This window comes from Lentzea sp. NPDC051213 (assembly GCF_044455585.1).
GTDB lineage: Bacteria > Actinomycetota > Actinomycetes > Mycobacteriales > Pseudonocardiaceae > Lentzea.
Window position 1 is genome coordinate 204,192 of sequence record NZ_JBITEX010000007.1, and the last position, 23,380, is coordinate 227,571.

Consider the following 23,380-nt stretch of genomic DNA (forward strand, 5'->3'; position numbering starts at 1 on the left):
TTCACTCAGGTTCCGCCTCCCGCGGCCTACCCGCGCGTCCAGTAAGAATCCCCTAAGAACCGGTCACCCCGCGTTCCCCGGTGACTCCGTTCAGCTCCCGCTGAGCACCTCTGAACACCGCTGAAGCAGCGCGCGCAACTGCGTGCGCTCCTCCGCGCTGAACGCGTCCGCCAGCTTCTGCTCCACCGCGACCGCGCCCTTGTCCGCCTCGCGGAACGTCGCGTAGCCGCTCTCGGTCAGCCGGTTCTCCAGCACGTTGCGCTGCCACTGGTGCGGCGTCCGCTCGACGAGCCCCATCGCGACCAGGTTCTGCAGGATCGTCGTCATCGTCTGCGGTGTGACCAGGCACAACCGCGCCAGCTCCGCAGCGGGCGCGCCGGGGTGGTCGCTCAGCGCCAGCAGCGCCGCGTACTGCGGCACGGTCAGGCCCGCCGGCTTCACCGCCGCCGACTTGGCGGCCATCAGGTCCTGCTCGGCGCGCTTGATGTCGCCACCGATCCGATCGCCGCTGCGCATCCGCCCATCGTAGGAGTGTGGTAAGACTATTGATAGTTATCAGGACTCTGATAACTATCAGGGCTCTAACTGGAGGGAAGCCATGCGCATCGCGTTGGCCATCATGGCCGCGTTGTTGCTGGTCACGGGCACGGCGCAAGCCGCGCCGAAGCACATCTCGGCGAGCGCGCCGTCCCTGCACCCCGAGGGCGTGCAGTGGGATCCGACCCGCGGCCAGTTCCTGGTCGGGTCACTGCGGCACGGCACGGTGTCGCTGGTCAGCCGCGACGGCAAGGTCCGGCCGCTGGTCACCGGCACGAAGATGGTGTCCACGCTGGGCATCCAGGTCGACCGCGGCCGGCTGCTCGTCGCCTACGCGGACATCGGGTTCGGCGAGAAGAAGGATCCCGGCCAGTCCGGGCTGGGGATCTTCGACCTGCGCACCGGCCGGACGCTGCAGTTGGTCGACATTCCCAACGGTGCCAACGACATCGCGGTCGACCCGCAGGGCAACGCCTACGTCACCGGCACTATGGGCGACACCATCTGGAAGGTCGACCGGGCGGGGGTCGTGACGCCGTTCGCACGCGACCCGCGGCTGGGTGGGGCGGCGTTCGGGAACAACGGAATCGTCTGGGATCCAAGGGGATTCCTCGTTACCGGGCACTACACGAACGGCACGTTGTTCAAGGTCACGCGTGATCGCGTGGAGGAGTTGCCCGTGCCCAAGTTGCCTGGGGCGGATGGGCTTGTGTTGACGCCTCGGGGGCTGGTGGTCGTCACGAACAACCTTGCTGCGCCTGGGAAGAATGCGGTGACCACTGTGGACACTCGGACTTGGCGGGTTACGGGGCAGCGTGATTGGGGGACCACTCCTACTACGGCTGCGCGTACGCCCTATGGCACGTATGTGTTGAGCGGGTACATCGATGTGCTGGCTGGGGGTGGGACTTCGGACGAGTTCAGGCTCGACCGCTAGCGCGCGGACAGGCGCAGCCGGTGTTGCTCGCGGTCGATCTCGATGACGACGACCGCGAGCTCCTCGCCGACTTGCGTGGGTTCTGCGGTGAAGTCGTCCTTGTGGACGAATCCGTTGATGCCGTCCGCGACCTCGACGAAGACGCCGAACGGGACGAGCTTCGTCACGCGGCCGCGAAGTTCCTGCCCGACGGTGACGTCATCGGCGAACGCCTGGAAGGGGTCCGGCTGCGTTGCCCGCAACGGCAGCCGGGCCTCCATGTTCCACGTGTCGTATTGAAGGAACTCGGCGGTCACGCGTTGCCCGATCTCCACTGCCTCGGACGTGCTCGAGATCCAGCGCCAGGACAGTTCAGGAGGCGAGATGAACCCGACACCGGGAAAGGACGGGTGGTCAGGACCGTCGTCGAGCTTCACGAACACGCCGAACTGCTCGATCGCCGCGACCGTGCCGGACAACAGCCGCCCCCGCTCCAGCGAAGCCAGGAACGCGTCGAGTTCCGGGTGCTCGTGCGGGTTCACGCGCCACCGACGAACTCGACCAGCAGCCGGTTCACCTCGTCCGGCCGCTCCAGATAACCGATGTGCCCGCACCGGTCGACCTCCGCGTACCGGGCCCCGGGGATCGCGTCCGCCACCTCGCGCGACAGGTGGGGTGGCAGGACGCGGTCGTCGGCGAACCCGATCACCAAAGTAGGCACGGTGATCGCGCGGTAGGCCTCGATGCGCGGGGTGAAGTCGCTGAGGTTCAGCTGGGCTCGTTCGCCGGGGCCGATCGACGAGCCCGCGAACTCGTACATCTGCAGCCAGTCCTGGGCCACGATCGGGTCCGCCAGGGTCGCCGCCGACACGTTCCTGATCAGCGAGGCCGCCGCGTAGAACGACGGGGGCACCTCGACGCCCTTGTCGTGCAGCTCCTTCATGCCGCGCGTCCACGCTTGCTGCACGGGTTCGGGGCGTCCGGCGGTTGCCATCAGCACGGTGCTGCGCACCAGCGAAGGGTGCGCCAGCGCTAGTTCCTGGGTGATCCGGGCGCCCAGGGACGTGCCGATGACGTGTGCGGGGCCGCCCAGGTGGGAGATCAGCGCCGCCGTGTCGGCCACCATGTCGTCCATGGTGAAGCCGGAGGCGCACTCGGACGACGGTTTGATGCCCCGGTTGTCGAAGAACGCCACCCGGTAGCCGGCCTTGACCAGCGCGGGCACCTGGTAGGTGCGCCAGACGCGGCCGGGGCTGCCGGTGCCCATCACGAGCACGACCAGCGGGCCGGAGCCCTCGGTCTGGACGTTCAGCGAGATGCCGTTGAGCGGGACGAGGGCCATTCCGAAGATCCTAGAAGCGGCACAACCCGCGGATCTCCTCGGCGTGAGAGGGATAACGCGCGCACAGGTCGTCCGCGTGCCCGAACGAGACGATCTCGTCGGTGTAGGGCGGCACCACCACCGTGCCGACCAACGACCACTCGCCGGCGGGCGCGCTGCCCTGCCACACGCCCGCGGGCACGACGACCTGCGGATTCAAACCAGACAACAGGGGTGTGGTCACGGAACCGTCCGGGTGCAGCAGCAGCATCTGCAACGGCGAACCGGCGTGGAAGTTGTAGATCTCGAGGTGCGTCAGCACGTGCATGCCCGAGAAGTCGGGCTTGCGCAGCAGGTACGCGATCGCGGACACCTCGGCGGAACGGTGGGTCTGCGCGAAGTACCCGCCCTCGACGGGGAGTTCCTGCATGCCCAGCGAGGAAATCAGCTGCTCAGCGTTCAACTTCTCAGGGGTCACGTCATCTCCGGAAGCGGTGAACCATGCACGACGACCATGCCCTTGCCGAGCCGCTTCGCCGTGTACATCGCGGCGTCCGCGGCACCCAGCACGTCGTCCGCGGTGACGGACGGATCGTACGAAAGCCGTTGCGCCACGCCGATGCTGGCGTGCACGCGATGCACGCGGCCGTGCACCTCGTGCGGGTGCGACAACGCCAGCAGCAGCCGCGAACCGATCTCGTCGGCCTCGCCGCCGTCCACCAGCACGCCGAACTCGTCGCCGCCCAACCGCGCCACGGTGTCCTCCGCGCGCACGCAACCCACCAGCCGTGCGGCGACGTTGCGCAGGACGATGTCGCCCTCGGCGTGGCCGTGGTTGTCGTTGACGGCCTTGAACCCGTCCACGTCGATGAACAGCAGGACCAACGGCCGTGCGCGATCCTGCACCGCCAGTGCTCGATCTAGCCGATCGCGGAACAACGAACGGTTCGCCACCCCGGTCAACGGGTCGTGCGTCGCCTCGTGCCGTAGCTGCTCGCGAGAGACGCGGAGCTGGTCCATCAGCCGGACGTTGTCCATCATCGTCAGCAGCTGCCGCACGATCACGAGACACACGACCAGAAGCCCGACGTAGATCTCCACCGGGTTGAGGCGTCCGCCGGTCGCGGTGTTCCACATGATGAAGAGGCCGGTGATCGCGAGCGGCAGGTACGGCACCAGCAGGTGCAGCAGGTCGGCCATGCGCATGCGGCCGGACGACGGTTCGAGGTTGCGGGTCGGCGCCAGCGCGCTGAGGAGGAAGAACGCCGGGCACAGCATGAACCCGATGTCCGCGGTCGCCGGGATCGCCGTGACGCCCGTCGAGATGTAGTACGCGAACACCCAGCCCGACGACGACTGCGCGATACCGGCCAGTGCCACGAACAGCATCGGCCACTGACGCACGGACTGATGCGTCCACGACATCACCACGATCGCCACGAGCAGCACGAGGTACGTGGCGGGATGTGCGACGACGGTGGCGAAACCGGGACCTTCGGTCGCCCACGCGCGGGTCAGTGACTCCAGCGCGGACACCCACGTCAGCACGAACAGCGAGCCGATCACGATCAGTCCGTCGAGCACGACGACCGTACGGCTGCGGTAGTTCGGCAGCAGGTCGTCGGCACGGCGCGCCGACTGCGCCTTCGCGATGAGCGCGGCCAGGCAGAGGACGGGCACGAGCGTGAACCCGAGCGGCGCGATCGTGCTCGTCGGCAGCTGCACGCCCAGGATCTGCTGACCCCAGATCCACGCCGACAACCCGATGGTCAGGCTCGTCATGGCCGCCGTCATCCAGCGGTTTCGCTGACGTGCGTACGCGATCAACGCCGCGATGGCGAACACGAGCTGCACGATCTTGTCGATTGCCACGCCGATATCGCGGGGTGCGGCGAGGGCGGTGAGGATGGTGACGGTCATGAAGACGCCGACGCACCCAGCCACGAGCCAGAACCGCTTCACCGCATCTCCCGTGATCGAAACCCGACCACCGTAGTAACGGCGACCTCGACTTGTCGAACCGTGTCGGTGCAAGTACCGCTTCGGGGTTGCGGATATGGTTCGAACGAGTGTTCGTTCTTCTGGATCCGGGGAGCTGTTGTGCGGGTGTTCGGGGTCGACCCCGGTCTGACCAGGTGCGGCTTCGGCGTCGTGGACGGCGGGCCTGGCAGGACCGTGCGCATCGTCGCCGTCGACGTCCTGCGCACGCCCGTCGAGGCCGATCTGGCCGTGCGGCTCCACCAGCTGTACCAGGGCGTCTGCGAGTGGCTGGACCGCTACGAGCCGAACGTCGTCGCGATCGAACGGGTCTTCGCGCAGCACAACGTCAGCACCGCGATGGGGGTCGCACAGGCGTCGGGTGTGGTGGCTTTGGCTGCGGCGCAACGGAATCTGCCGGTCGAGTTCCACACACCGTCCGAGGTGAAGGCGGCGGTCACCGGGTCGGGCCGCGCGGACAAGGCGCAGGTGACCGCGATGGTGACCAAGCTGCTCGGGCTGAAGGTCGCGCCGAAGCCGGCGGACGCGGCGGACGCGCTGGCACTGGCGATCTGCCACCACTGGCGCGCGCCGATGCGCGACCGGATGCAGGAGGCGCAGGCGCGGGCTGCTGAGCTCGCTCGCGTCCACAAGGCCCGGTTGGCCGAGGCGGCGCGGCGGAGCGGGTCGTGATGGCTACGTTTCGCGTCGTGGGGGATGCGATGCCGCGAAGGTCGGCTGGTGGCCCGGCTGCCTGGGGCTGCACGGTGGGGCGGGCCGTGATGGCCACGTCTCGCGTCGTGGGGGATGCGATGCCGCGAGGTCGGCTGGTGGCCCGGCTGCCCGGGCTGCACGGGTGGGGCGGGTCGTGATGGCCTCGTTTCGCGCCGTAGGGGAAGCGATACCGCGCAGGTCGGCTGGTGGGCTGCACGGCCCCGCTGCCCAGGGCTTCGCGGCGGAGCGGATCATGATGGCTTCAGCGCGTGCCGAAACTGTCGGTGTCGGCTGGGAGAATGAAAACAAGGGGTCCCCTTCGCGAGGGGACGCCTGCGCGAGCGTGAACCCCGGAGGAACCAGGTGATCTCGTCACTGCGCGGCCAGGTGCAGCACGTCGGCCTCGACCACGCCGTAGTCGAGGTGGGCGGCGTCGGCTTCGCCGTCCAGGCCACGCCCACCACGCTCGCGAGCCTGCGCCGCGGCGAGGAGACCCAGCTCGCCACCACCCTCGTCGTCCGCGAGGACTCGCTGACCCTCTTCGGGTTCGCCGACGCCGACGCCCGCGAGCTCTTCAGCCTTTTGCAGACGGTCAGCGGCATCGGGCCGAGGCTCGCCCTCGCCACCCTCGCGGTGCTGGAACCGGACAAGCTCCGCCACGCCCTCGCCGAAGGCAACATCACGGTGCTGACCCAGGTCCCCGGCATCGGCAAGAAGGGCGCGGAGCGCCTCATCATCGAGCTGCGCGACAAGGTCGGCGCCCTGCCCGCGCCCACGACGCCGGCGCACAGCCAGACGCGTGACCACGTCGTCGAAGCGCTGCTCGGGCTCGGCTTCCCGGCGAAGTCGGCGGAAGCGACGGTCGACGGTGTGCTCGCCGCCAACCCGGACCAGTCCACCAGCGCCGTTCTGCGCCGTGCGCTCGCGACCCTGGGGCGCAAGTGAACGAGGACGAGCTCAGCCCCTTCGCCGTGCCGGCCGAGCGCGACGTCGAGACCACGCTGCGGCCGCGTGACCTGCACGAGTTCGTGGGTCAGCAGCGGGTGCGGGAGCAGCTCGAACTCGTCCTGCAAGGCGCCATGCGTCGTGGCACGGCCCCGGATCACGTCCTGCTCAGCGGCCCTCCCGGCCTGGGCAAGACGAGCCTCGCCATGATCATCGCCAAGGAGCTCAACGCGGCCATCCGCATCACCAGCGGCCCCGCCCTGGAGCGGGCGGGCGACCTCGCGGCGATGCTGTCGAACCTGGTCGAGGGCGACGTGCTGTTCATCGACGAGATCCACCGCATGGCCCGGCCTGCGGAGGAGATGCTGTACCTCGCGATGGAGGACTTCCGCGTCGACGTGGTCGTCGGCAAGGGGCCCGGCGCGACCAGCATCCCGCTCGACATCGCGCCGTTCACGCTGGTGGGCGCCACGACCAGGTCCGGCTCGCTCACCGGGCCGCTGCGCGACCGCTTCGGCTTCACCGGCCACATGGAGTTCTACAGCGCCGAAGAGCTCGACCTGATCGTGCGGCGCAGCGCCAAGATCCTCGGCGTCGACCTGCACGACGACGGCGCCATCGAGATCGCCGGTCGCTCACGGGGGACGCCTCGCATCGCGAACCGGCTGCTGCGCAGGGTCCGCGACTTCGCCGAGGTCAGGGCCGACGGCAGGGTCACGGAAGAGATCGCCAAGCAGGCGCTGGAGGTCTACGACGTCGACCAGCTGGGCCTGGACCGGCTCGACCGGGCGGTGCTGACCGCGCTGGTCAAGAGCTTCAACGGGGGTCCGGTCGGGGTGTCCACGCTCGCGGTCGCTGTCGGTGAGGAACCGACCACCGTGGAAGAGGTGTGCGAACCGTATTTGGTGCGGGCTGGCATGCTGGCCAGGACACCGCGGGGCCGAGTGGCGACGCCGGCCGCGTGGTACCACCTGGGGCTGGAACCGCCCGCCGGTGATCAACTGTGGTGACCTGGCACAATCGGTGAAAGCACCTGGACATATCGGACGTGCCTCGATGCATGTCCACTTGATCGGAGAATGATGGGCAGCCTTGGCAATTTGATGTTCCCGTTGCTTCTGGTTCTGCTGGCGGTGCCGCTGTTCCTCAGCGCGCGCAAGCAGAAGCGAGCAATGGCCGAGCAGAAGAACCTGCAGGACTCGCTCGCCCCCGGCGACAAGGTGATGACGACGTCGGGCCTGTACGGCACCGTCGCCGACGCGAGCCACGACACCACCATCGACATCGAGATCTCCGAGGGTGTCGTGACGCGCTGGCTGCGGGCGGCCATTCGCGAGAAGGTCGCCGACACGGACGAAGCCGTTGTCGAGAAGACCGACGACGACGCCGAGGACGAGGCGCCGGCCACCACCGCACAGGTCGCCGAGCCCCTGGACCACAGCGCCAAGAAGTAACGACATAAGCTCGCACTCCTGGAGTTGGCAACTGTGAACACCGCCGACTCCAGGTAGTGACGCGCAGCTCACGCGGCGCGCGTTACGCTGCGCGCTCGGAAACCATCGCTACTAGGAGACGGACGGATCGTGGCACCTCCGGCCGGGCAAATTCGCCCTGCGAAGTATCTGGCGAGTTTTGTCCTCATCGTGGTCGCTCTTTACGCCCTGGTGTTCTTGACCGGGAACGGTTCGGCCAAACCCAAGCTCGGTATCGACCTCCAGGGCGGCACCATCGTCACGCTGACCGCGCGTCAGGAAGACGGTGCCCAGCCGAGCGAGGACGCGCTGAACCGCGCACGTGACCTCATCGAGGTCCGCGTCAACGGTCTCGGTGTGTCCGGTGCCGAGGTCGTGCGAGACGGCAACAACCTGACGATCACCGTGCCCGGCGCGGACAGCGAAGGTGCGAAGGGCCTCGGCCAGACCGCACGCCTCGCGTTCCGCAAGGTGCTCGGCAACCCGGTCCCCGCCGCCGCCCCGCCGACCGCTCCGGCGCCGTCGTCGAGCACGCCGCCCTCGGGCAGCACCGCTCCGTCGACGCCGAGCCAGACCGCGGGCGCCCCGTCGTCGAGCAACGCCCCGAACGGCCGCCCCGCGCCGAACCTGCAGGCGCAGCCGTCGAGCGCTCCGCCGCCGTCGAGCACCGCGCCGTCCAGCACCGCGCCGAGCACGCCGTCCGCTCCCTCCAACGTCGACCCCAAGGTCGCGAAGGAGATCCAGGAGGCGAAGGCGCTGCGCCAGGCCTCGGAGCAGCAGATCCTGCAGCAGGCGGCGATCATGCTCGACTGCTCGCAGCCGGACCCGCTGCGTGGCAACGACGACCTGGACAAGCCGCTCGTCACCTGTGACGAGAAGGGCGAGTTCAAGTACATCCTCGGCCCGGTGAACCCGTCCCCTGCGGACACGACGACCAAGCCGGACGACTACAGCATGTACTCACGCCTGACCGGTGAGGACATCAGCAACGCCGCCGCGAACGCGAACCCGAACGGCACCGGCTACGTCGTCAACCTCGACTTCAAGTCCGAGGGTGGCACGAAGTGGTCGAAGTTCACCGCGGCCAACGTCCAGCAGGCCGTCGCGGTCGTGCTCGACGGTGAGGTCATGTCCGCGCCGACCATCCAGTCGGCCATCGCGGGCGGCTCGACCGAGATCAGCGGCAAGTTCACGCTGAAGGAGGCGCAGGCCCTCGCGAACACCCTGAAGTACGGCGCGCTGCCGCTGTCCTTCGACGCCTCCGAGGCGCAGACGATCTCCCCGACGCTCGGCCTGCAGTCGCTCAAGGCCGGTCTGATCGCCGGTGGCATCGGCCTCGCGCTGGTGTTCGTCTACTGCATGTTCTACTACCGCCTGCTCGGCATCATGACGATCCTGTCGCTGGGTCTGTCCGGCGTGATCGTCTACGGCGTGCTGGTGCTGCTCGGCCGCTGGATCGGCTTCACCCTCGACCTCGCGGGTATCGCCGGTTTCATCGTCGCCATCGGTATCACGGCGGACTCGTTCATCGTCTTCTTCGAACGTCTGAAAGACGAAGTGCGTGAAGGCCGCTCGTTCCGCTCGGCCGTGCCGCGCGCGTGGGTCCGTTCCCGCCGCACGATCCTCTCTGCCGACGCGGTCTCGTTCATCGCCGCCGCCGTGCTGTACGTGATCGCGGTCGGCCAGGTGAAGGGCTTCGCGTTCACCCTGGGCATGTCGACCGTCCTCGACCTCGTGGTCGTGTTCCTCGTGACGCACCCGCTGGTCGCGATGGCGTCGAAGTCCAAGTTCCTGTCCAACCCGAACCTGTCCGGCCTGGGTGGTGCCGCGCGCGAAGGCGCCACGCACCGCGCGGGCACGCCGGGCAAGACCACCGCCGTGAAGGAGGCCTGACATGAGCAACGTGTTCACGCGCCTCTACGTCGGCAACGGCGCTTTCGACATCGTCGGCAAGCGCACCCGCTGGTACATCACGTCCGGCATCATCCTGCTGGTCTGCATCGGCTCGATGGTCTTCAACGGCTTCAACCTTGGCATCGACTTCAAGGGCGGCACCAAGATCTCGATGCCGTCGGTGTCGGTCAGCGGCCAGACCATCACGACGGGCACCGTCGAGGACGTGTTCTCGAAGGCCCTGCCCGGCAAGAAGCCGAACGCCGTGCAGGCCGTCGGTTCCGGTGCCAGCGCGAGCATCCAGATCAAGTCGCCCGCGCTGACCATCGCCGAGGTCGCGACCCTCAAGACCGCGCTCGCGCAGGGCACCAACCCGAACGGCGGTCAGGGAGCGATCTCCGACTCCGCGGTCTCGGCGTCCTGGGGCGGTGAGATCAGCCTCAAGGCGCTGTGGGCCCTGTTCTGGTTCTTCGTCGTGGTGACGCTGTTCCTGGTGTTCTACTTCGAGTGGCACATGGCCGTCGGCGCGCTCGTCGCCGTGTTCCACGACGTCATCATCACCGCGGGCGTGTACTCGCTCATCGGGTTCGAGGTGACGCCCGCGACGGTCATCGGTCTGCTCACCATCCTCGGCTTCTCCCTGTACGACACGGTCGTCGTGTTCGACAAGGTCAAGGAGAACACCCGAGGCCTGCTGGGCCTGACCCGCCGCACCTACGGCGAGGCCGCGAACCTGGCGCTGAACCAGACCCTGATGCGCTCGATCAACACGTCGCTGATCGCGCTGCTGCCGGTCATCGGCCTGCTGGTCGTCGGCGTCGGCATCCTGGGCGTCGGCACGCTGCAGGACCTGGCGCTGGTGCAGCTCGTCGGTATGTTCATCGGCGCGCTGTCCTCGATCTTCATCGCCACCCCGGTGCTGGTGGACCTGAAGATGCGCGACCCGAAGTACAAGGCACAGGCCAAGCGCGTGGCCACCCGCCGCAGCAAGGCCGCCTCGCCGACCGCTCAGGTCGCCGAGGGCATCGAGTCGGTGGACGAGGACCAGCTGTCCGCGGACCTGCGCCAGGAGGCCGCGTACGCCGCGGCTGCCTCGGTGCCGACCCGCACGGCCAAGGCCGCCGACGCCCGCCGTGGCCGCCCGACCGGAAAGCGTCAGCGTTGAAGTTGGATCGTGCTCTGGGACTGATGCGTGAGGTCCCCGACTTCCCCCAGCCAGGGGTCGTCTTCCGGGACCTCACGCCCGTCCTCGCCGACCCGGACGCCTTGCGCGCCGTGGTCGACGCCTTGCAGGACAAGATCGACGACAGCACCCAGGTGATCGCCGCCATCGAGTCGCGCGGCTTTCTCCTGGGTGCTGCTCTCGGTTACGGCTGGCGCTACGGCGTCGTGCCGCTGCGCAAGCCCGGCAAGCTCCCCGTGGTCGCCGACTCGGTGTCGTACTCGCTCGAGTACGGGGAGGCCTCTCTCGAGCTTCCTGCCGACGCCATCCAGCCCGGCCAACGGGTCGTGGTGGTGGACGACGTGCTCGCCACCGGTGGCACGGCCGAAGCCGCCTGCACGCTCGTGGAGCGGGCCGGCGGCATCGTGACCGGTGTGTCCGTGGTGCTGGAGATCGCCGCGCTGGGCGGACGCTCGCGGCTCGCGGGCCGCGAGGTCAGCGCACTTCTCGCCGTCTGAGCTGAGTTCAGTCGGTGCAGACCGTGCCCGGTGCGGGCAGGACGCGCTCGGTCAGGTACCGGTTGGTGGCGTCACGGACGCACTGCGAGGCGAGGAACATGCTGTAGTCGTCGCCGTCGCGGGTGAGCACCACACTGCCGGGCAGTTGAGCGGCGAACGCGAAGCCCGCGGCGTAGGGGGCCAGCGCCTGGTGGGTCGACTGGGTCACCAACGTCTTGGGGCCGCCCGCGACCGGACCGCCGGCGTCGACCGGATTGGCGGGGACGGGCCAGCCAAGGCATCCGGCGAACGCCTTCCACGACCGCACCGCGCCGCCCAGATGCGGCGACTTCTGGGCCACGAGCCGTTGCAGGCCAGCAAATTCCTCGTACGTGGTCGTCGAACGCGGAGTGTCCAGGCAGGCGGGCGCGAGAGCCTGTACCGGGTCGAGCTGCGTGCCGTCGGGGGTGCGGGTGAAGTAGGCGGCGTCGCCGGCCTGTGCCTTGACGATCGCCTCACCCAGCTCAGGCCAGGTGACGGACGAGAGGTTCAGGTAGTCCTGGGTAGCCAGCCGGATGTCTTCACCGGTGAGCGAGCGTGCACCGTCTCCACCGACCGCGATGGGCGTGCGGTCGGCGCGAGCGATGAGGGCGTCGTACTCGGCGGCGACGTCACGGCCGCGCAACGCGCAGTCCGCCGAGCTGGCGCACCACGCGGCGAAGCGGTTGAACGACTCCTCGGCAGCGTCCATCTCCTGCACGATTCGCGAGATCTGTGAGCCGGTGTCGTCCACCGCCGTGTCGACGACCATGGTGCGCAATCGGTTGGGGAACAGTGCGGCGTAAGTGCGTCCGAGCAAGGCGCTGTAGCGGGTTCCGTACCAGTCGAGCTGCTTCGCACCCAGCCCGATACGAGCTGCTTCGAAGTCCCGCGCGGTGCTGGTCATGTCGACCTTGGTGACAAGGGAACCGTTGCGGCGCAAGCAATCCTGACCGAGCGAGCGGTTGTGCGCGACGAGCGCGTCGAACGCCGCACGGTCGCGGGGGAAGTAGCTGATCCCGGCGGGTTTGACCGGTTGCGTGCAGCGGATGGGGGTGCTGTGCCCGATGCCGCGCGGATCGAGCGCGACGATGTCGAACTTCTTGGTCAGATCGCCTGCGAAGCTGGGAAAGTCGATGCTCATCGCCAGCCGCAGCTGCTCGATCGTCGACGCACCCGGCCCGACGTTGAGCATGAACGTGCCCTGACGCCGTTCATCGGCCGGCCGTTTCACCATCGCCAGACTGAGCTGTCCGGCGCGCGGATTGGCCCAGTCGATCGGTACCTGCATCGTGCCGCACTGCATTCTCTGGAACTCGGCGTCGGTGCAGTTCTTCCAGGTGATCCGGTTCGCCGAGCCCTGCTGGTCGGCTTGGCCTGCCGAGGTGGAGGACAGCACCGCCACGACGGCCAGTCCTACCGCGATGCCTTTCCTTACAAGTGACATGGCTGATCTCCTTGCGCTGCTCGCCTGTGGTCGACGCAGCGAGAGTTCCACCGCCGCGGCCGTGGCCGCGTCGGTGAGAACTACGTAGGTCGACTGGCTGCGCAACGCTCGGGAGCTCGCGCCTTGTCAGTAGCGCGACAGCAACATCATGTACAGGTTCGAGAGCCCGCCCACGATCACGTAGAGCACGAACCACACCGCCAGGTAGATCGGCAGTGTGAGCGGGATCAGCACCCACTGCTGAACGCGGACCTTCATCAGGACCAGCCAGGTGACGGTCGTGGTGATCACCCAGAACACCCCGCCGATCAGCAGCGCGGGCACCAGGTTTCCCCAGCCGGACTGGGTTTTCAGCGTGATGGCGACGAACGCCGCGATGAGTGCGGCGTACCAGATCGATGCGCCTGCCGCGCAGTGCAGGAACGGCGTGCCTTTCCTGACCTGCTGCATGGGCGGTGGCGCGAACGGGCTCGGTTGCATGTGGTCCCCCCAGACCTGTCGATCACTCACAACGAGTGACCAAGCATGTCAGGCGGGCAGCGGTGGCGCTACGAATGCGGCACCGATTGTGACCAGCACCAACGTCACCAGCGAGGCGGGGGCCGTCACGACGGCTATCTCCCACAGTTTTGGTCTGGTGGCGCGGCGTAGCAGGAGCCAGGACAGGGTCGTCGCCATTGCCCACGCCACTGCTGAGCCGGTCAGGGCTCGTGGGTCGAAGTGGCTTGGGTCGTCCAGGGCGAGGTAGGCCATCGTGCCCAGCCAGACGAGGCTCAGGGCTGCGCATTGCACGAGGGTTCTCACTGCGCCGATTCTAGTGGCCTTACGGCTTCGCCGGGCCGGCACATGGCGTGTGCCGGAACGAATTTCTGTGATTGCGTCGCGTAGGTGGTTGCGTATCTAGAGAGAAGAACACGCACGAGCCATATGACATGGCGGGCTTGACCTGCGGGTTCACCTGATCGTGTGGTGCTGTTTGGTAATTCGATCTTCGCGACCGTAATAGGCTCGTGATGTGGAAGTCATCGAGTTTCTGGACGCACTCTCGTATCACGATAAACAGATCACCTATCACCAAGCGCAGCTCATGCGTGCCCTCGCCGATTACGCCATCGCGTGTGAGGGTGAAGAATTCATTGATGCGGAGATCGCCGCTGCGATGCGGTGGACCTCACGCTGGACCGCGGATCAGGTGGCGATGGCCCCGGACCTGGCTTCGAAGTTGACTGCCACGTTGGATGCCTTGGAGAAGGGTGAGATCGACTTCTACAAGGCCCGCGTGCTCTACGACAAAACGATGCCGCTGACCGCTGATTTGGCGGCGCAGGTCGAGGAGCGGGTGCTGGCGAAGGCGCCGGATCTGACCAGTGCGCAGATGCGTCAGCTCACCAACCGCGTGGTGATGCGGGTCGATCCGGAGGGGCAGAGGGAGCGTGCCGAGCAGCGCAAAGCCCAGCGCTGCATGGGAATCGACGCGCTCGAGGACGATGTGGCGCGGGTGTGGGCGTTCCTGCCCGCGCACCTGGCCACGGCCTGCTATGCCCGTGTTGATGCGATCGCTCGTCAGGTGAAGACGCCGTCTGATCCTCGGACGCTGGACCAGATCCGTGCGGATGTGTTCGCGGATCTGTTGCTGGCGACGCCGGACGGGGCCAGCGCGGTCAAGGTCGAGCTGTACGTGGCTATCTCGGCGGCGACGGTGATGGGCCTGGCCGAACAGCCCGGTGAACTCGCCGGGTACGGCGCCCGATCACCGCCGACCTGGCGCGTGAGCTGGCTGGGGATTCGACGTGGCGGCGGCTGTTGACTGAGCCGGTGACCGGGGCGGCGTTGGAGTTCGGCACCAGCACCTATCGGCCGCCGGCTGCGCTGCGCAGGTTCATCTGGGCGCGGGATCGGACGTGTCGTTGTCCGGGGTGCATGTGCCCGGCCCAGAAGTCCGAACTGGACCACACCGAACCGTTTCCGCTTGGCGACACGTCAGAGGCCAACATGGGCCCGTTCTGCAAGAGACACCATCGGGTCAAGCACCGCACCGCCTGGGAAGTCACCCAGCCGACACCCGGGACGTTCTGCTTCCGCAGCCCGGCGGGGAAGACCTACCGACGCGACCCCGAACCAGTCCTCGGCGACCTACCGCCGTTCTAGAGCGTTTTCACCCGAATGAGGCCCTTGGTTGGACCGTGGCCAATCCTTAGCGTCCAGCGCATGACTGCGATCACCTCCACCGCGTACAGCCGGGATCTCGGCGATCAGCTGCGCCGGCTGCGCGAGAAGTTCACCAGCATGAACGGTGCTTCTTTCGCCGAACATCTCGGCTGGGACCCGAGCAAGGTGTCGACGATCGAGCGGGGGAGGGCGCGGGCGAGCGAGATCGACCTCGTGCAGTACCTGATGGCGTGCGGCCGGGACGCCAACTTCTTCGAGGAGTTCCGCAGTCACTACCGCTACGCCTTCGACCCGTACGTGGTGCAGGTGCCCGACAACCTGCGCACGCTGGCGATGACGGAGGCGACGGCGAACAAGATCACGACCTACGACGTTCACACGATTCCGGGCCTCATCCAGACGCCGGAGTACGTGCGAGGGCTGTTCGTCGAAGGCGGCCAGGTGGCGCCGGAGAACATTGAAAAGGGTGTTCGGCTGCGGATGGAACGACAGGCGGTCATGAAGCGGCACAACCGTCCTGAGTGTCACTTCTACGTGCACGAGCTCGCACTGCAGTTGCGAGTCGGTGACGATCGGCTCATGGAAGAGCAGTACCTGCGCATGCTCTTCAAGACGCACGTCCTGCGGATCGTGCCGATGTCGGCAGGAAGTGCCCCGATCAGGCACTCGGCTCGGATGCTCTTCAGCTTCGAGAAGATGGTGCCGGTGGCGTACAGCGAGACCGACTTGGCGCAGGTGTTCTCGCACAATGGCGCCGCAATTGCGCAGAGCAGGGAGTTCTTCAAGTGGTTGGATGCCGTTGCCTTGGATGAGGGACAATCGCGGAGCTTGCTGGCGAACTACGCCAGCGGACTGCGAAGGGGCCTTCATGTTCCGCGAGCGGAGTTGGCGTAAGAGCACCTACAGCAACGACACGATCGAGAGCGCGTGCGTTGAGGTGTCGCTTGCCCAAGACGCTCTCGTGCGTGATTCGAAGGCCACCGACGGTGACGTCCTGGCGTTCTCGATCTCCGCCTGGCAGGCGTTCGTGGCACGCGTAGCCTGATCGGCTCAGCGGAAGTTCGCCTCGCGTTCACCGTGTGAGCTGCACCGCTCGTCGCGCCATCGGAAGTTTCGTCAGGGTAAACGCGTTATCCTCGGTACTCGCGAGACCCGAGGAGCGTGGGGTTGAGTCAAGACACCGAACCCGCTGCGACGGTTGTTCAACCGTCGGCGACCCGGCGTGTGCGCGCCCGCCTTGCGCGGCGCATCACCGCCCAACGTGCGGCCCCGGTGAAGCAGGTCCTCGAACCTCTCGCCGCCGTGCACCGTGACCTCCATCCCAAGGCCGATCTGGCGCTTCTGCAGCACGCATACGACGTCGCCGAGGAGAAGCACCGCCCGCAGCGCCGCAAGTCCGGCGATCCCTACATCACCCACCCGCTCGCCGTGGCGACGATCCTCGCCGAGCTGGGCATGGACACCACGACGCTGGTGGCCGCGCTGCTGCACGACACCGTGGAAGACACCGACTACTCGCTGGGCCAGCTCAAGGACGACTTCGGCGAGGAAGTAGCCCGCCTCGTCGACGGCGTCACGAAGCTGGACAAGGTCAAGCTGGGGGCAGCGGCCGAGGCTGAGACCATCCGCAAGATGGTCATCGCGATGGCGAAGGACCCGCGGGTCCTGGTCATCAAGCTCGCCGACCGGCTGCACAACATGCGCACCATGCGGTTCCTGCCGCCGGAGAAGCAGGCTCGCAAGGCCAGGGAAACGCTCGAAGTGCTCGCGCCGCTGGCCCACCGGCTGGGCATGGCGACCGTGAAGTGGGAGCTGGAGGATCTCGCGTTCGCGATCCTGCAGCCGAAGAAGTACGACGAGATCGTGCGGCTGGTCGCGAAGCGGGCCCCGAGTCGCGACACGTACCTGCGGTCCGTGGTCGACGAGCTGAACTCCCAGCTCGAGGGCGCGCGCATCGTCGCGAAGGTCGAGGGCCGGCCGAAGCACTACTACTCGATCAACCAGAAGATGATCGTCCGCGGTCGCGACTTCGACGACATCCACGACCTGGTGGGCGTGCGGATCCTCGTGGACGAGGTTCGTGACTGCTACGCGGCCATGGGCGTCGTGCACGCGGCCTGGCAGCCCATGCCGGGCCGGTTCAAGGACTACATCGCCCAGCCGCGGTTCGGCGTGTACCAGTCGCTGCACACGACCGTGATCGGCCCGGACGGCAAGCCTCTCGAGGTGCAGATCCGCACGCAGGAGATGCACCAGCGGGCCGAGTACGGCATCGCGGCGCACTGGCGCTACAAGGAGACCAAGGGCACGCACAACGGCAAGTCCGTCGAGATCGACGAGATGGCGTGGATGCGCCAGCTCCTCGACTGGCAGCGGGAAGCCGCGGACCCCGGCGAGTTCCTCGAAGGCCTGCGCTGGGACCTCGCCGCGCGCGAGATCTTCGTGTTCACGCCGAAGGGTGACGTGGAGACGTTGCCGACGGGCTCCACGCCGGTCGACTTCGCCTACTCCGTGCACACCGAGGTCGGTCACCGCTGCATCGGTGCCCGCGTGAACGGCCGGCTCGTCGCACTGGAGCGCAAGCTCGAGAACGGCGAGGTCGTCGAGATCTTCACCTCCAAGGCGGAGGGTGCGGGCCCGTCCCGCGACTGGCTGAGCTTCGTCGCGTCACCGCGTGCCAAGGCGAAGATCAAGCAGTGGTTCGCCAAGGAGCGCAAGGAAGAGGCGATCGAGCAGGGCAAGGACGCGATCACCAAGGAGGTCCGCCGCGTCGGACTTCCGATCCAGCGCCTCGTCTCGGTCGACTCGATGCAGGCTCTCGCCAAGGAACTGCACTACCCGGACATGAGCGCGCTGTACGCGGCCGTCGGCGAGGGGCACACCTCGGCCCGGCACGTCGTGCAACGCCTCGTGGCCCAGCTCGGCGGGGTGGACCACGCCGAGGAGGAGCTGGCCGACCGCGCCACCCCGTCCACGGTCACCCGGCGCCGCCCCACCGGCGACGCGGGCGTGATCGTCAAGGACGCGGGCGACGTCTGGGTGAAGCTCGCCCGTTGCTGCACTCCGGTGCCAGGCGACGACATCCTCGGGTTCGTGACGCGGGGCGGCGGCGTGTCCGTGCACCGCACCGACTGCACGAACGCGGACGAGCTGCTGAAGTCGCCGGAACGCCTGCTCGACGTCGAGTGGGCACCGTCCGCGTCGAGTGTCTTCCTGGTCGCCATCCAGGTGGAGGCGCTCGATCGGCACCGGCTGCTCTCGGACGTCACGAAGGTGCTGGCCGACGAGCGCGTGAACATCCTGTCCGCGTCGGTCACGACGTCGCGGGACCGGGTGGCGGTGTCGCGCTTCTCGTTCGAGATGGGCGACCCGAAGCACCTCGGGCACGTGCTGAAGGCGGTCCGCAGCGTGGAGGGCGTCTACGACGTCTACCGCGTGACGTCCGCTTCCTGATCACAGGCTGATCGAACCGAGCACCGCCGACTCCCGCACGTAGCCGAACGTGCGGGAGTCGTTGCTCGAGGGGTTGTCGCCGCGCACGAGCAGGTGACCAGGGGGAACCACGCCATCGGCCACGGCGGCGCGGAAGTCCTCGGGCACCGGCTCGCCGGCGCGAGCGGCCACCCGTTTGATCATCAGATCGACGAACTCCGCCTGGAACCGGAACACGACGACCGACCCCGTGCGGTACCGGCCGCCCAGCCGGGCGAGCACCCGCGTGTCCGGCCGCAACGCCGGCATCATGCTGTCGCCGCGCACGGTCACCAGCAGATAGTGGCTGCGCAACCACCACACGGCCGCGACGGCCACGATCGGCAGCAGCAACAACATCCACTTCACGGCAGAGCCACCCGTTCGTCCTGGTAGCTGCTCGCCTGCAGGCTGAACAGCCGCGCGTACTCGCCGTCCGAGGTCATCAGCTCGTCGTGCGTGCCCTGCTCCGTGATCACGCCGCCGTTCAGCAGGATGATCCGGTCCGCGTCGCGCAACGCGTTGAGGCGGTGCGAGATCAGCAGGCTCGTCCGGCCGCCGCGCAACGTCCGCAACGTCGTGCTGAGCTGGTGCTCGGCGTCGGCGTCCAGGCCGGAGCTGGGTTCGTCCAAGATCATGAAGTCCGCGTCGCCGCGCATCAGCGACCGGGCGATCGCGAGCCGTTGCCATTGCCCGCCGGAGAAGTTCACGCCGCTGGAGAAGCCTCCGCCGGCCGCGAACGCCTCGAAGTCCACAAAGGATTGGCTGAGCAGGGTCTGGTAACCCTGGGGCAGCGAGCGGATCTTCTCGTCGATCTCCGAGATCTGGGCGACCTGTTCGATCCTGGGCTGGTCGGTCAGACCGCGCAGGTCGCCGACGCCGATGTTCTCGGCGGCGGTGAGGTCGTAGTTCATGAAGTCCTGGAAGACCGCGGCGGTGCGCCGGCGCAACGTCGCGGCGCTCAGCTCGCGGATGTCCGTGCCGTCCCAGTGGATCGAGCCGCGCACCGGGTCGTACATGCGGCACAACAGCTTCACGAGCGTGCTCTTGCCCGCGCCGTTCGCGCCGACCAGCCCGACCGCCGCGCCCGCGGGAATCGTGCAGGTGACGCCTTGCAACACCCACGGCGAGTTCTCGTCGTAGCGGAACCACACGTCGCGCAGCTCGATACCCCGCTGCAGCGCGGGAGTCTCGGCCGTGCCGTCCACTATGTCCTGTCCGTCCTGGCTCAGGTCGACGAAGTGCCGGAACAGCTTCAGCGACTCGACGACCTGACCGAACTGGATGATCAGCATCGTGAAGGCGCCCTGCAGGGACGCGACCGCCGCGATGAACAGCGACACGTCACCGATGGACACCGTGCCGCGCACCGCACTCGCGACGACAACGGCGGTGCCGACCGCCGCGATCACCGCGTTCAGGAGGCTGAAACCCGACTCCACGAACAGGTTCTTGCGCCGCACCGCGAGCTCGGCGCCGGACGAGGTGGCGAGCGCCTCGCGGGACCGTGCGCGGAAGAGGTCGCCCAGCCCGAACAGCCGGATCTCCTTGGCCGCCTGGCTCTCGGTGATGAGCGACCGGTAGTAGGACTGCCTGCGGACGGTGTTCATCATCGTCTCGACCGTCGCAGCGTGCCGTTTCGAGATCGCCAGTTGTGCGAAGAACGCGGGAACCGCGGCGACCACGAGCAGGACACCCATGAACGGCCAGACGGCCATCATCGCGCCGACGAAACCCGCGACCGTCACGACCTTGCGCACCAGTTCGATGCCGAACTCCGTGAGCACGGACGGCGCGCCCTGAGCGCCCTGAGCGGCGAGGCGCAGCCGGTCGTGGAACACCGGGTTCTCGAAGTTCCGCAGGCCGATCAGGTCGTTCACCGAGCGGTTCAGCTCGTCCTCGACGTGCAGGTTCACCGAGCGCTGCACGCGGGCGCCCACGTACGTGCCCGCGTAGGTGAGCACGGCCGCGCAACTGCCGACCAGCGCCGTGCCGAGCGCCAGCGCCACCGCGAGCCGTTCGTCGGCCGCACGACCGCGGGCGATCTCGTCGATCAGCAGTTTGCCGAGCCACGCCGCCACCGGGACGGCCGCGCCGCCGAGCGCCGCGATGACGACGAGCAGCACCGTGCCCGCTCGGGCGGCCTGCCAGGTGAGTCGCAGCCCGGCGACGGCGGCGTGGCCCATCAGTTCGCCACCGGCTCGAGCACGTCCGCGAGCTGAGAGCCGCTGTTGACGACCAGGCCACTTTGCAGGCGTGCGACGGTGGGGTAGCTCGACACGCCGAACGCACTGGTCACGGCGGTGCTCTCGCCGTCGGCGACGATGCTGACCCCGTCCACCCCCGCCACGGCGGCCCTGGTGGCGTCGTCCAGTTCCTCGACCACGACGAGCAGCAGCGGGTCGCCGAGTCGCGGCGCCATCTCCCTGATCGAGGCGACCAGGTCGCGGCACGGTGCGCAGGACGGCGACACGAACGCCACCACGGTCGAGGTCAGGCTTTCCTCGGTGAGGGTCGCACCGGTCGTGGTCGTGGTCTCGAACCGGCGCACCATGGTGCCGACGTTCATCGTCTGCGGGACGAACTGCGGTTGCTGCGGCTGGTCGCGCAGCTTCCGGATCACCGCGAACAGCAGCACGAGGTTGAGCACGGTGAGCGTGACGCAGACCGCCACGGCGGCAGTCAGTACGGCGAGCATGTCTTCCCCCGGTCAGTGGTGGTGGTTGTGGGCGGGCTGGGCGCCATGCCCGCCGCCGAAGAGGAATCGCAGGTCGTCCCAGTGGGCCAGGGCGACCGCGCCGAGCACCGCGGCACTCACGGCCGCGAAGAGCAGACCGAGGTGCGGTGTGGCCGTGGCGTTGGCGGGGGTGAGCCCGGCCAGCGCGACCACGACGAGCACGCCGTTGCGGATCATGTGCTTGCGCCCCATCAGGCCGCCGTCCGCGCCGAAGCAGCGGCAGCGCACCTCGCGGCCGGTCGCCTTCGCGGCCGCGACGGCCGCGGTGAACGCCACGAGCATCATCGCGGCGAGCCCGAGCCCGAGCCGCGGTGCGACGGCCAGCAGCACCACCGTGACGGCCTCGACGGTGATCACGGAGGCGGCGAGCGCGGACCGCACGCGCGTGGAGCGCAGGCCGAAGCTGCCCAGCGACTCGGCGAAGGCGGTCAGTTCCGCGCGGCCGCGCAGCTTGCCGACGACGGCGAGCAGGAACACCAGCCCGACCACCACTCGGCAGCAGATTTCCAGGTACAGCACGAGAATCCCCCGCTGGGTCAGGCCGGGGCCGCCGCGCGGACGGCCCCGGTTTCCGGCTCTAACGTCAGCAGGAGCGGCTGGTCCGGACCGTCCAGCAGTTGTTGCCGTTGATCACACAGCCGCAGTTGCACGTGTAGAAGGCCGAACACCAGAGCTCGACCACGCGGCTGTTCTCACAGCGCGTGCCGACGAGCCGGTTGGCGCACGGGCCGGGGCACACGGTGCAGGCGCCGGCTTCTTCCTTCTTGAGCAACGAACCCAGCAGACGGTCGCCGAGCAGGCTGATCGTCTTGGTCATGTCGGTCATCTCCCTCGTGCGTCGAGGAGGCGACGCAGGAAGGCACGGCGAACAACACCGTTTCCCCAAATGAACGGCGTTCCGTGATCCCCCTATGTACCCCCATGCGCTGCACAACTTAGGTTGGATTTGTAGCTCTGCAACCGAGATGTGCAACTGAGGCGGTACTTGACAGCGACGGCTCTGCCGCCCTCGGCGAAACGACAGCGGACTCTGACATCGTTACGTGCGCAGGGAAGACGCAGGAGCCCCCGGCCTCGTCGGGCCGGGGGCTCCTGCGTTGCGATCATGCCGGGACGCGACCCGGACCTCAGTTGCACAGGTCCGGTGGCCCCGCCGCCTACTTGACGATCGTGGCGGACTCGATCTTGACTTCGTTGTTCGGCTTGCCGCCACCGGGCGACGGGTCCATCGAGCCGTCGTCACCGGCGCGCGCGATGTCGTCGATGATCTTCAGGCCGGCCTCGCCGATGCTGCCGAACACCGTGTAGTCGGGGGAGAGCTCGGCGCTGCCGTAGACGATGAAGAACTGGCTGCCGTTCGTGCCCTTCTTCGGGTCCGTCTTGTCCGGGCCCGCGTTCGCCATCGCGAGGTAGCCGCGGCCGTAGGTCAGCTCCGGCCACACCTCGTTGTCGAACTTGTAGCCGGGGGAGCCGGAACCGGTGCCGCTCGGGTCACCGCACTGCAGCATCTGCAGGCCCTTGGTGGACAGGCGGTGGCACGGCGAGCCGTTGAAGTAGCCCTGCTCGACCAGGCTCGCGAAGCTGTTCGCGGCACACGGGGCAAGTGCGCGGTCCAGCGTGATCGGCACGTCGCCCTGGTTCGTCTTCAGGGTGACGTTGACGGTGCCGGTGGCGGGGATGTCGGCGCCGTTGGGCGCGTTGACCTGCTTCGCGGGCGGCGTCGAGTCGTCCTTGCGGTACTCGCAGGCGACCTTCTCCGCGAGCGGCGTCGGCCGTTTGGCCAGCGGCTTGATCTCGGTCGGGATGTCGACCTTGGGAGGCTCCGACTTGGGGGTCTCCGAGGCGGAGGCGTCACCGTCGGCGAAGTCGTGCGTAGCGAGGAACCACACGCCAGCTCCGACGAGCGCAACAACGACGACCGTCGAGACGACGGCGAGGATGCGACGCTTCTTGGCCCGCTCCTGGCGGTAGACCATTTGACGCTCAAGCTTGCGCTTGGCTGCCGCGCGTCGCTGCTCGTTGGTGGGCACGTGCTCCCTCCCCAGGGACTCATGCGTAAAGGGCGGACGGCTCGGCAGTCTAG

General features: G+C 67.9%; 26 protein-coding genes. 12 read left to right on the forward strand and 14 right to left on the reverse strand.

Translation table 11 applies throughout. The features are described from left to right. Positions 1 to 90: 90 nt before the first annotated feature. Entirely contained in the window at positions 91 to 516 is a 426-nt protein-coding gene (locus ACIA8G_RS29605; protein ID WP_396421965.1) for a MarR family winged helix-turn-helix transcriptional regulator, read from the reverse strand. Between the two features lie 82 nt (positions 517 to 598). On the opposite strand from ACIA8G_RS29605, the gene ACIA8G_RS29610 reads away from it, so the two are divergent. After that, complete coding sequence (locus tag ACIA8G_RS29610) at positions 599 to 1,474, forward strand: SBBP repeat-containing protein (RefSeq protein WP_396421966.1); 876 nt, start codon at positions 599 to 601, stop codon at positions 1,472 to 1,474. Here the strand turns inward: ACIA8G_RS29610 and ACIA8G_RS29615 are convergent. Genes ACIA8G_RS29615 through ACIA8G_RS29630 form a run of 4 tightly spaced genes read right to left on the reverse strand, consistent with a single transcriptional unit; the run spans position 1,471 to position 4,736 of the window. Next, the gene (locus ACIA8G_RS29615) at positions 1,471 to 1,995 is read right to left on the reverse strand and encodes a S1 RNA-binding domain-containing protein (protein ID WP_396421967.1); all 525 of its coding nucleotides are present in this window, start codon (positions 1,993 to 1,995) and stop codon (positions 1,471 to 1,473) included. The genes ACIA8G_RS29610 and ACIA8G_RS29615 overlap by 4 nt on opposite strands. Next, the gene (locus ACIA8G_RS29620; RefSeq protein WP_396421968.1) at positions 1,992 to 2,795 is read right to left on the reverse strand and encodes an alpha/beta fold hydrolase; all 804 of its coding nucleotides are present in this window, start codon (positions 2,793 to 2,795) and stop codon (positions 1,992 to 1,994) included. The genes ACIA8G_RS29615 and ACIA8G_RS29620 overlap by 4 nt, the downstream gene beginning before the upstream one ends. Positions 2,796 to 2,805: 10 nt before the next feature. Continuing rightward, a complete protein-coding gene (locus ACIA8G_RS29625; RefSeq protein ID WP_396421969.1) occupies positions 2,806 to 3,252 on the reverse strand; it encodes a cupin domain-containing protein in 447 nt (148 codons plus the stop codon). Next, positions 3,249 to 4,736, reverse strand: a complete 1,488-nt coding sequence (locus tag ACIA8G_RS29630) for a diguanylate cyclase domain-containing protein (RefSeq protein ID WP_396421970.1) — start codon at positions 4,734 to 4,736, stop codon at positions 3,249 to 3,251. Before ACIA8G_RS29630 ends, ACIA8G_RS29625 begins: the two co-directional genes overlap by 4 nt. 138 nt (positions 4,737 to 4,874) lie before the next feature. Between ACIA8G_RS29630 and ruvC the strand changes: the two genes are divergently transcribed. From ruvC to ACIA8G_RS29665, 7 genes are all read left to right on the forward strand, one after another. Continuing rightward, a complete protein-coding gene (ruvC, locus tag ACIA8G_RS29635; protein WP_396421971.1) occupies positions 4,875 to 5,444 on the forward strand; it encodes a crossover junction endodeoxyribonuclease RuvC in 570 nt (189 codons plus the stop codon). Between the two features lie 384 nt (positions 5,445 to 5,828). Further along, the gene (gene ruvA / locus ACIA8G_RS29640) at positions 5,829 to 6,410 is read left to right on the forward strand and encodes a Holliday junction branch migration protein RuvA (RefSeq protein WP_396421972.1); all 582 of its coding nucleotides are present in this window, start codon (positions 5,829 to 5,831) and stop codon (positions 6,408 to 6,410) included. Continuing rightward, complete coding sequence (gene ruvB, locus ACIA8G_RS29645) at positions 6,407 to 7,420, forward strand: Holliday junction branch migration DNA helicase RuvB (protein ID WP_396421973.1); 1,014 nt, start codon at positions 6,407 to 6,409, stop codon at positions 7,418 to 7,420. Before ruvA ends, ruvB begins: the two co-directional genes overlap by 4 nt. Before the next feature lie 93 nt (positions 7,421 to 7,513). Continuing rightward, positions 7,514 to 7,864, forward strand: coding sequence for a preprotein translocase subunit YajC (yajC, locus tag ACIA8G_RS29650; protein WP_396421974.1), 351 nt, complete (start codon positions 7,514 to 7,516; stop codon positions 7,862 to 7,864). Positions 7,865 to 7,993: 129 nt separating this feature from the next. Then, entirely contained in the window at positions 7,994 to 9,775 is a 1,782-nt protein-coding gene (gene secD, locus ACIA8G_RS29655) for a protein translocase subunit SecD (protein WP_396421975.1), read from the forward strand. Position 9,776: 1 nt separating this feature from the next. After that, positions 9,777 to 10,940 carry a protein translocase subunit SecF gene (gene secF / locus ACIA8G_RS29660; RefSeq protein WP_396421976.1) on the forward strand — a complete coding sequence of 388 codons (1,164 nt, stop codon included), beginning with the start codon at positions 9,777 to 9,779 and terminating at the stop codon, positions 10,938 to 10,940. A gap of 23 nt (positions 10,941 to 10,963) precedes the next feature. Continuing rightward, on the forward strand, positions 10,964 to 11,455 hold the full coding sequence (locus ACIA8G_RS29665) for an adenine phosphoribosyltransferase (RefSeq protein WP_396421977.1): 492 nt from the start codon (positions 10,964 to 10,966) through the stop codon (positions 11,453 to 11,455). 7 nt (positions 11,456 to 11,462) lie between these two features. Here the strand turns inward: ACIA8G_RS29665 and ACIA8G_RS29670 are convergent, their stop codons facing one another. The 3 genes from ACIA8G_RS29670 to ACIA8G_RS29680 form a co-directional block, all read right to left on the reverse strand. Beyond that, complete coding sequence (locus ACIA8G_RS29670; RefSeq protein WP_396421978.1) at positions 11,463 to 12,920, reverse strand: alpha/beta fold hydrolase; 1,458 nt, start codon at positions 12,918 to 12,920, stop codon at positions 11,463 to 11,465. Between the two features lie 126 nt (positions 12,921 to 13,046). Then, complete coding sequence (locus ACIA8G_RS29675) at positions 13,047 to 13,400, reverse strand: hypothetical protein (protein ID WP_396421979.1); 354 nt, start codon at positions 13,398 to 13,400, stop codon at positions 13,047 to 13,049. 48 nt (positions 13,401 to 13,448) lie between these two features. Continuing rightward, complete coding sequence (locus tag ACIA8G_RS29680; protein ID WP_396421980.1) at positions 13,449 to 13,724, reverse strand: hypothetical protein; 276 nt, start codon at positions 13,722 to 13,724, stop codon at positions 13,449 to 13,451. A 211-nt stretch (positions 13,725 to 13,935) separates the two neighbouring features. Between ACIA8G_RS29680 and ACIA8G_RS29685 the strand changes: the two genes are divergently transcribed. The 4 genes from ACIA8G_RS29685 (at position 13,936) to ACIA8G_RS29700 (ending at position 18,542) form a co-directional block, all read left to right on the forward strand. Next, positions 13,936 to 14,727 (forward strand): DUF222 domain-containing protein, encoded by a 792-nt coding sequence (locus tag ACIA8G_RS29685; protein WP_396421981.1) that lies wholly within the window; start codon positions 13,936 to 13,938, stop codon positions 14,725 to 14,727. 401 nt (positions 14,728 to 15,128) lie between these two features. Further along, on the forward strand, positions 15,129 to 15,983 hold the full coding sequence (locus ACIA8G_RS29690) for a helix-turn-helix domain-containing protein (RefSeq protein WP_396421982.1): 855 nt from the start codon (positions 15,129 to 15,131) through the stop codon (positions 15,981 to 15,983). Continuing rightward, the gene (locus ACIA8G_RS29695) at positions 15,958 to 16,134 is read left to right on the forward strand and encodes a DUF397 domain-containing protein (RefSeq protein WP_396421983.1); all 177 of its coding nucleotides are present in this window, start codon (positions 15,958 to 15,960) and stop codon (positions 16,132 to 16,134) included. The genes ACIA8G_RS29690 and ACIA8G_RS29695 overlap by 26 nt, the downstream gene beginning before the upstream one ends. A 122-nt stretch (positions 16,135 to 16,256) precedes the next feature. Then, the gene (locus tag ACIA8G_RS29700; RefSeq protein ID WP_396421984.1) at positions 16,257 to 18,542 is read left to right on the forward strand and encodes a RelA/SpoT family protein; all 2,286 of its coding nucleotides are present in this window, start codon (positions 16,257 to 16,259) and stop codon (positions 18,540 to 18,542) included. Here the strand turns inward: ACIA8G_RS29700 and ACIA8G_RS29705 are convergent, their stop codons facing one another. The 6 genes from ACIA8G_RS29705 to ACIA8G_RS29730 all read right to left on the reverse strand — a co-directional run bounded on the left by ACIA8G_RS29705 (position 18,543) and on the right by ACIA8G_RS29730 (position 23,327). Further along, positions 18,543 to 18,920: a S26 family signal peptidase gene (locus tag ACIA8G_RS29705; protein ID WP_396422350.1), complete on the reverse strand. Its 378-nt coding sequence runs from the start codon at positions 18,918 to 18,920 to the stop codon at positions 18,543 to 18,545. A gap of 5 nt (positions 18,921 to 18,925) precedes the next feature. After that, a complete protein-coding gene (locus ACIA8G_RS29710; protein ID WP_396421985.1) occupies positions 18,926 to 20,746 on the reverse strand; it encodes an ABC transporter ATP-binding protein in 1,821 nt (606 codons plus the stop codon). Further along, positions 20,746 to 21,258: a hypothetical protein gene (locus ACIA8G_RS29715; RefSeq protein ID WP_396421986.1), complete on the reverse strand. Its 513-nt coding sequence runs from the start codon at positions 21,256 to 21,258 to the stop codon at positions 20,746 to 20,748. Before ACIA8G_RS29715 ends, ACIA8G_RS29710 begins: the two co-directional genes overlap by 1 nt. 12 nt (positions 21,259 to 21,270) lie before the next feature. Next, positions 21,271 to 21,816, reverse strand: coding sequence for a MauE/DoxX family redox-associated membrane protein (locus ACIA8G_RS29720; protein ID WP_396421987.1), 546 nt, complete (start codon positions 21,814 to 21,816; stop codon positions 21,271 to 21,273). A 64-nt stretch (positions 21,817 to 21,880) separates the two neighbouring features. After that, a complete protein-coding gene (locus ACIA8G_RS29725) occupies positions 21,881 to 22,114 on the reverse strand; it encodes a hypothetical protein (protein WP_396421988.1) in 234 nt (77 codons plus the stop codon). Between the two features lie 340 nt (positions 22,115 to 22,454). After that, positions 22,455 to 23,327 carry a peptidylprolyl isomerase gene (locus ACIA8G_RS29730; protein ID WP_396421989.1) on the reverse strand — a complete coding sequence of 291 codons (873 nt, stop codon included), beginning with the start codon at positions 23,325 to 23,327 and terminating at the stop codon, positions 22,455 to 22,457. Positions 23,328 to 23,380 lie beyond the last annotated feature (53 nt).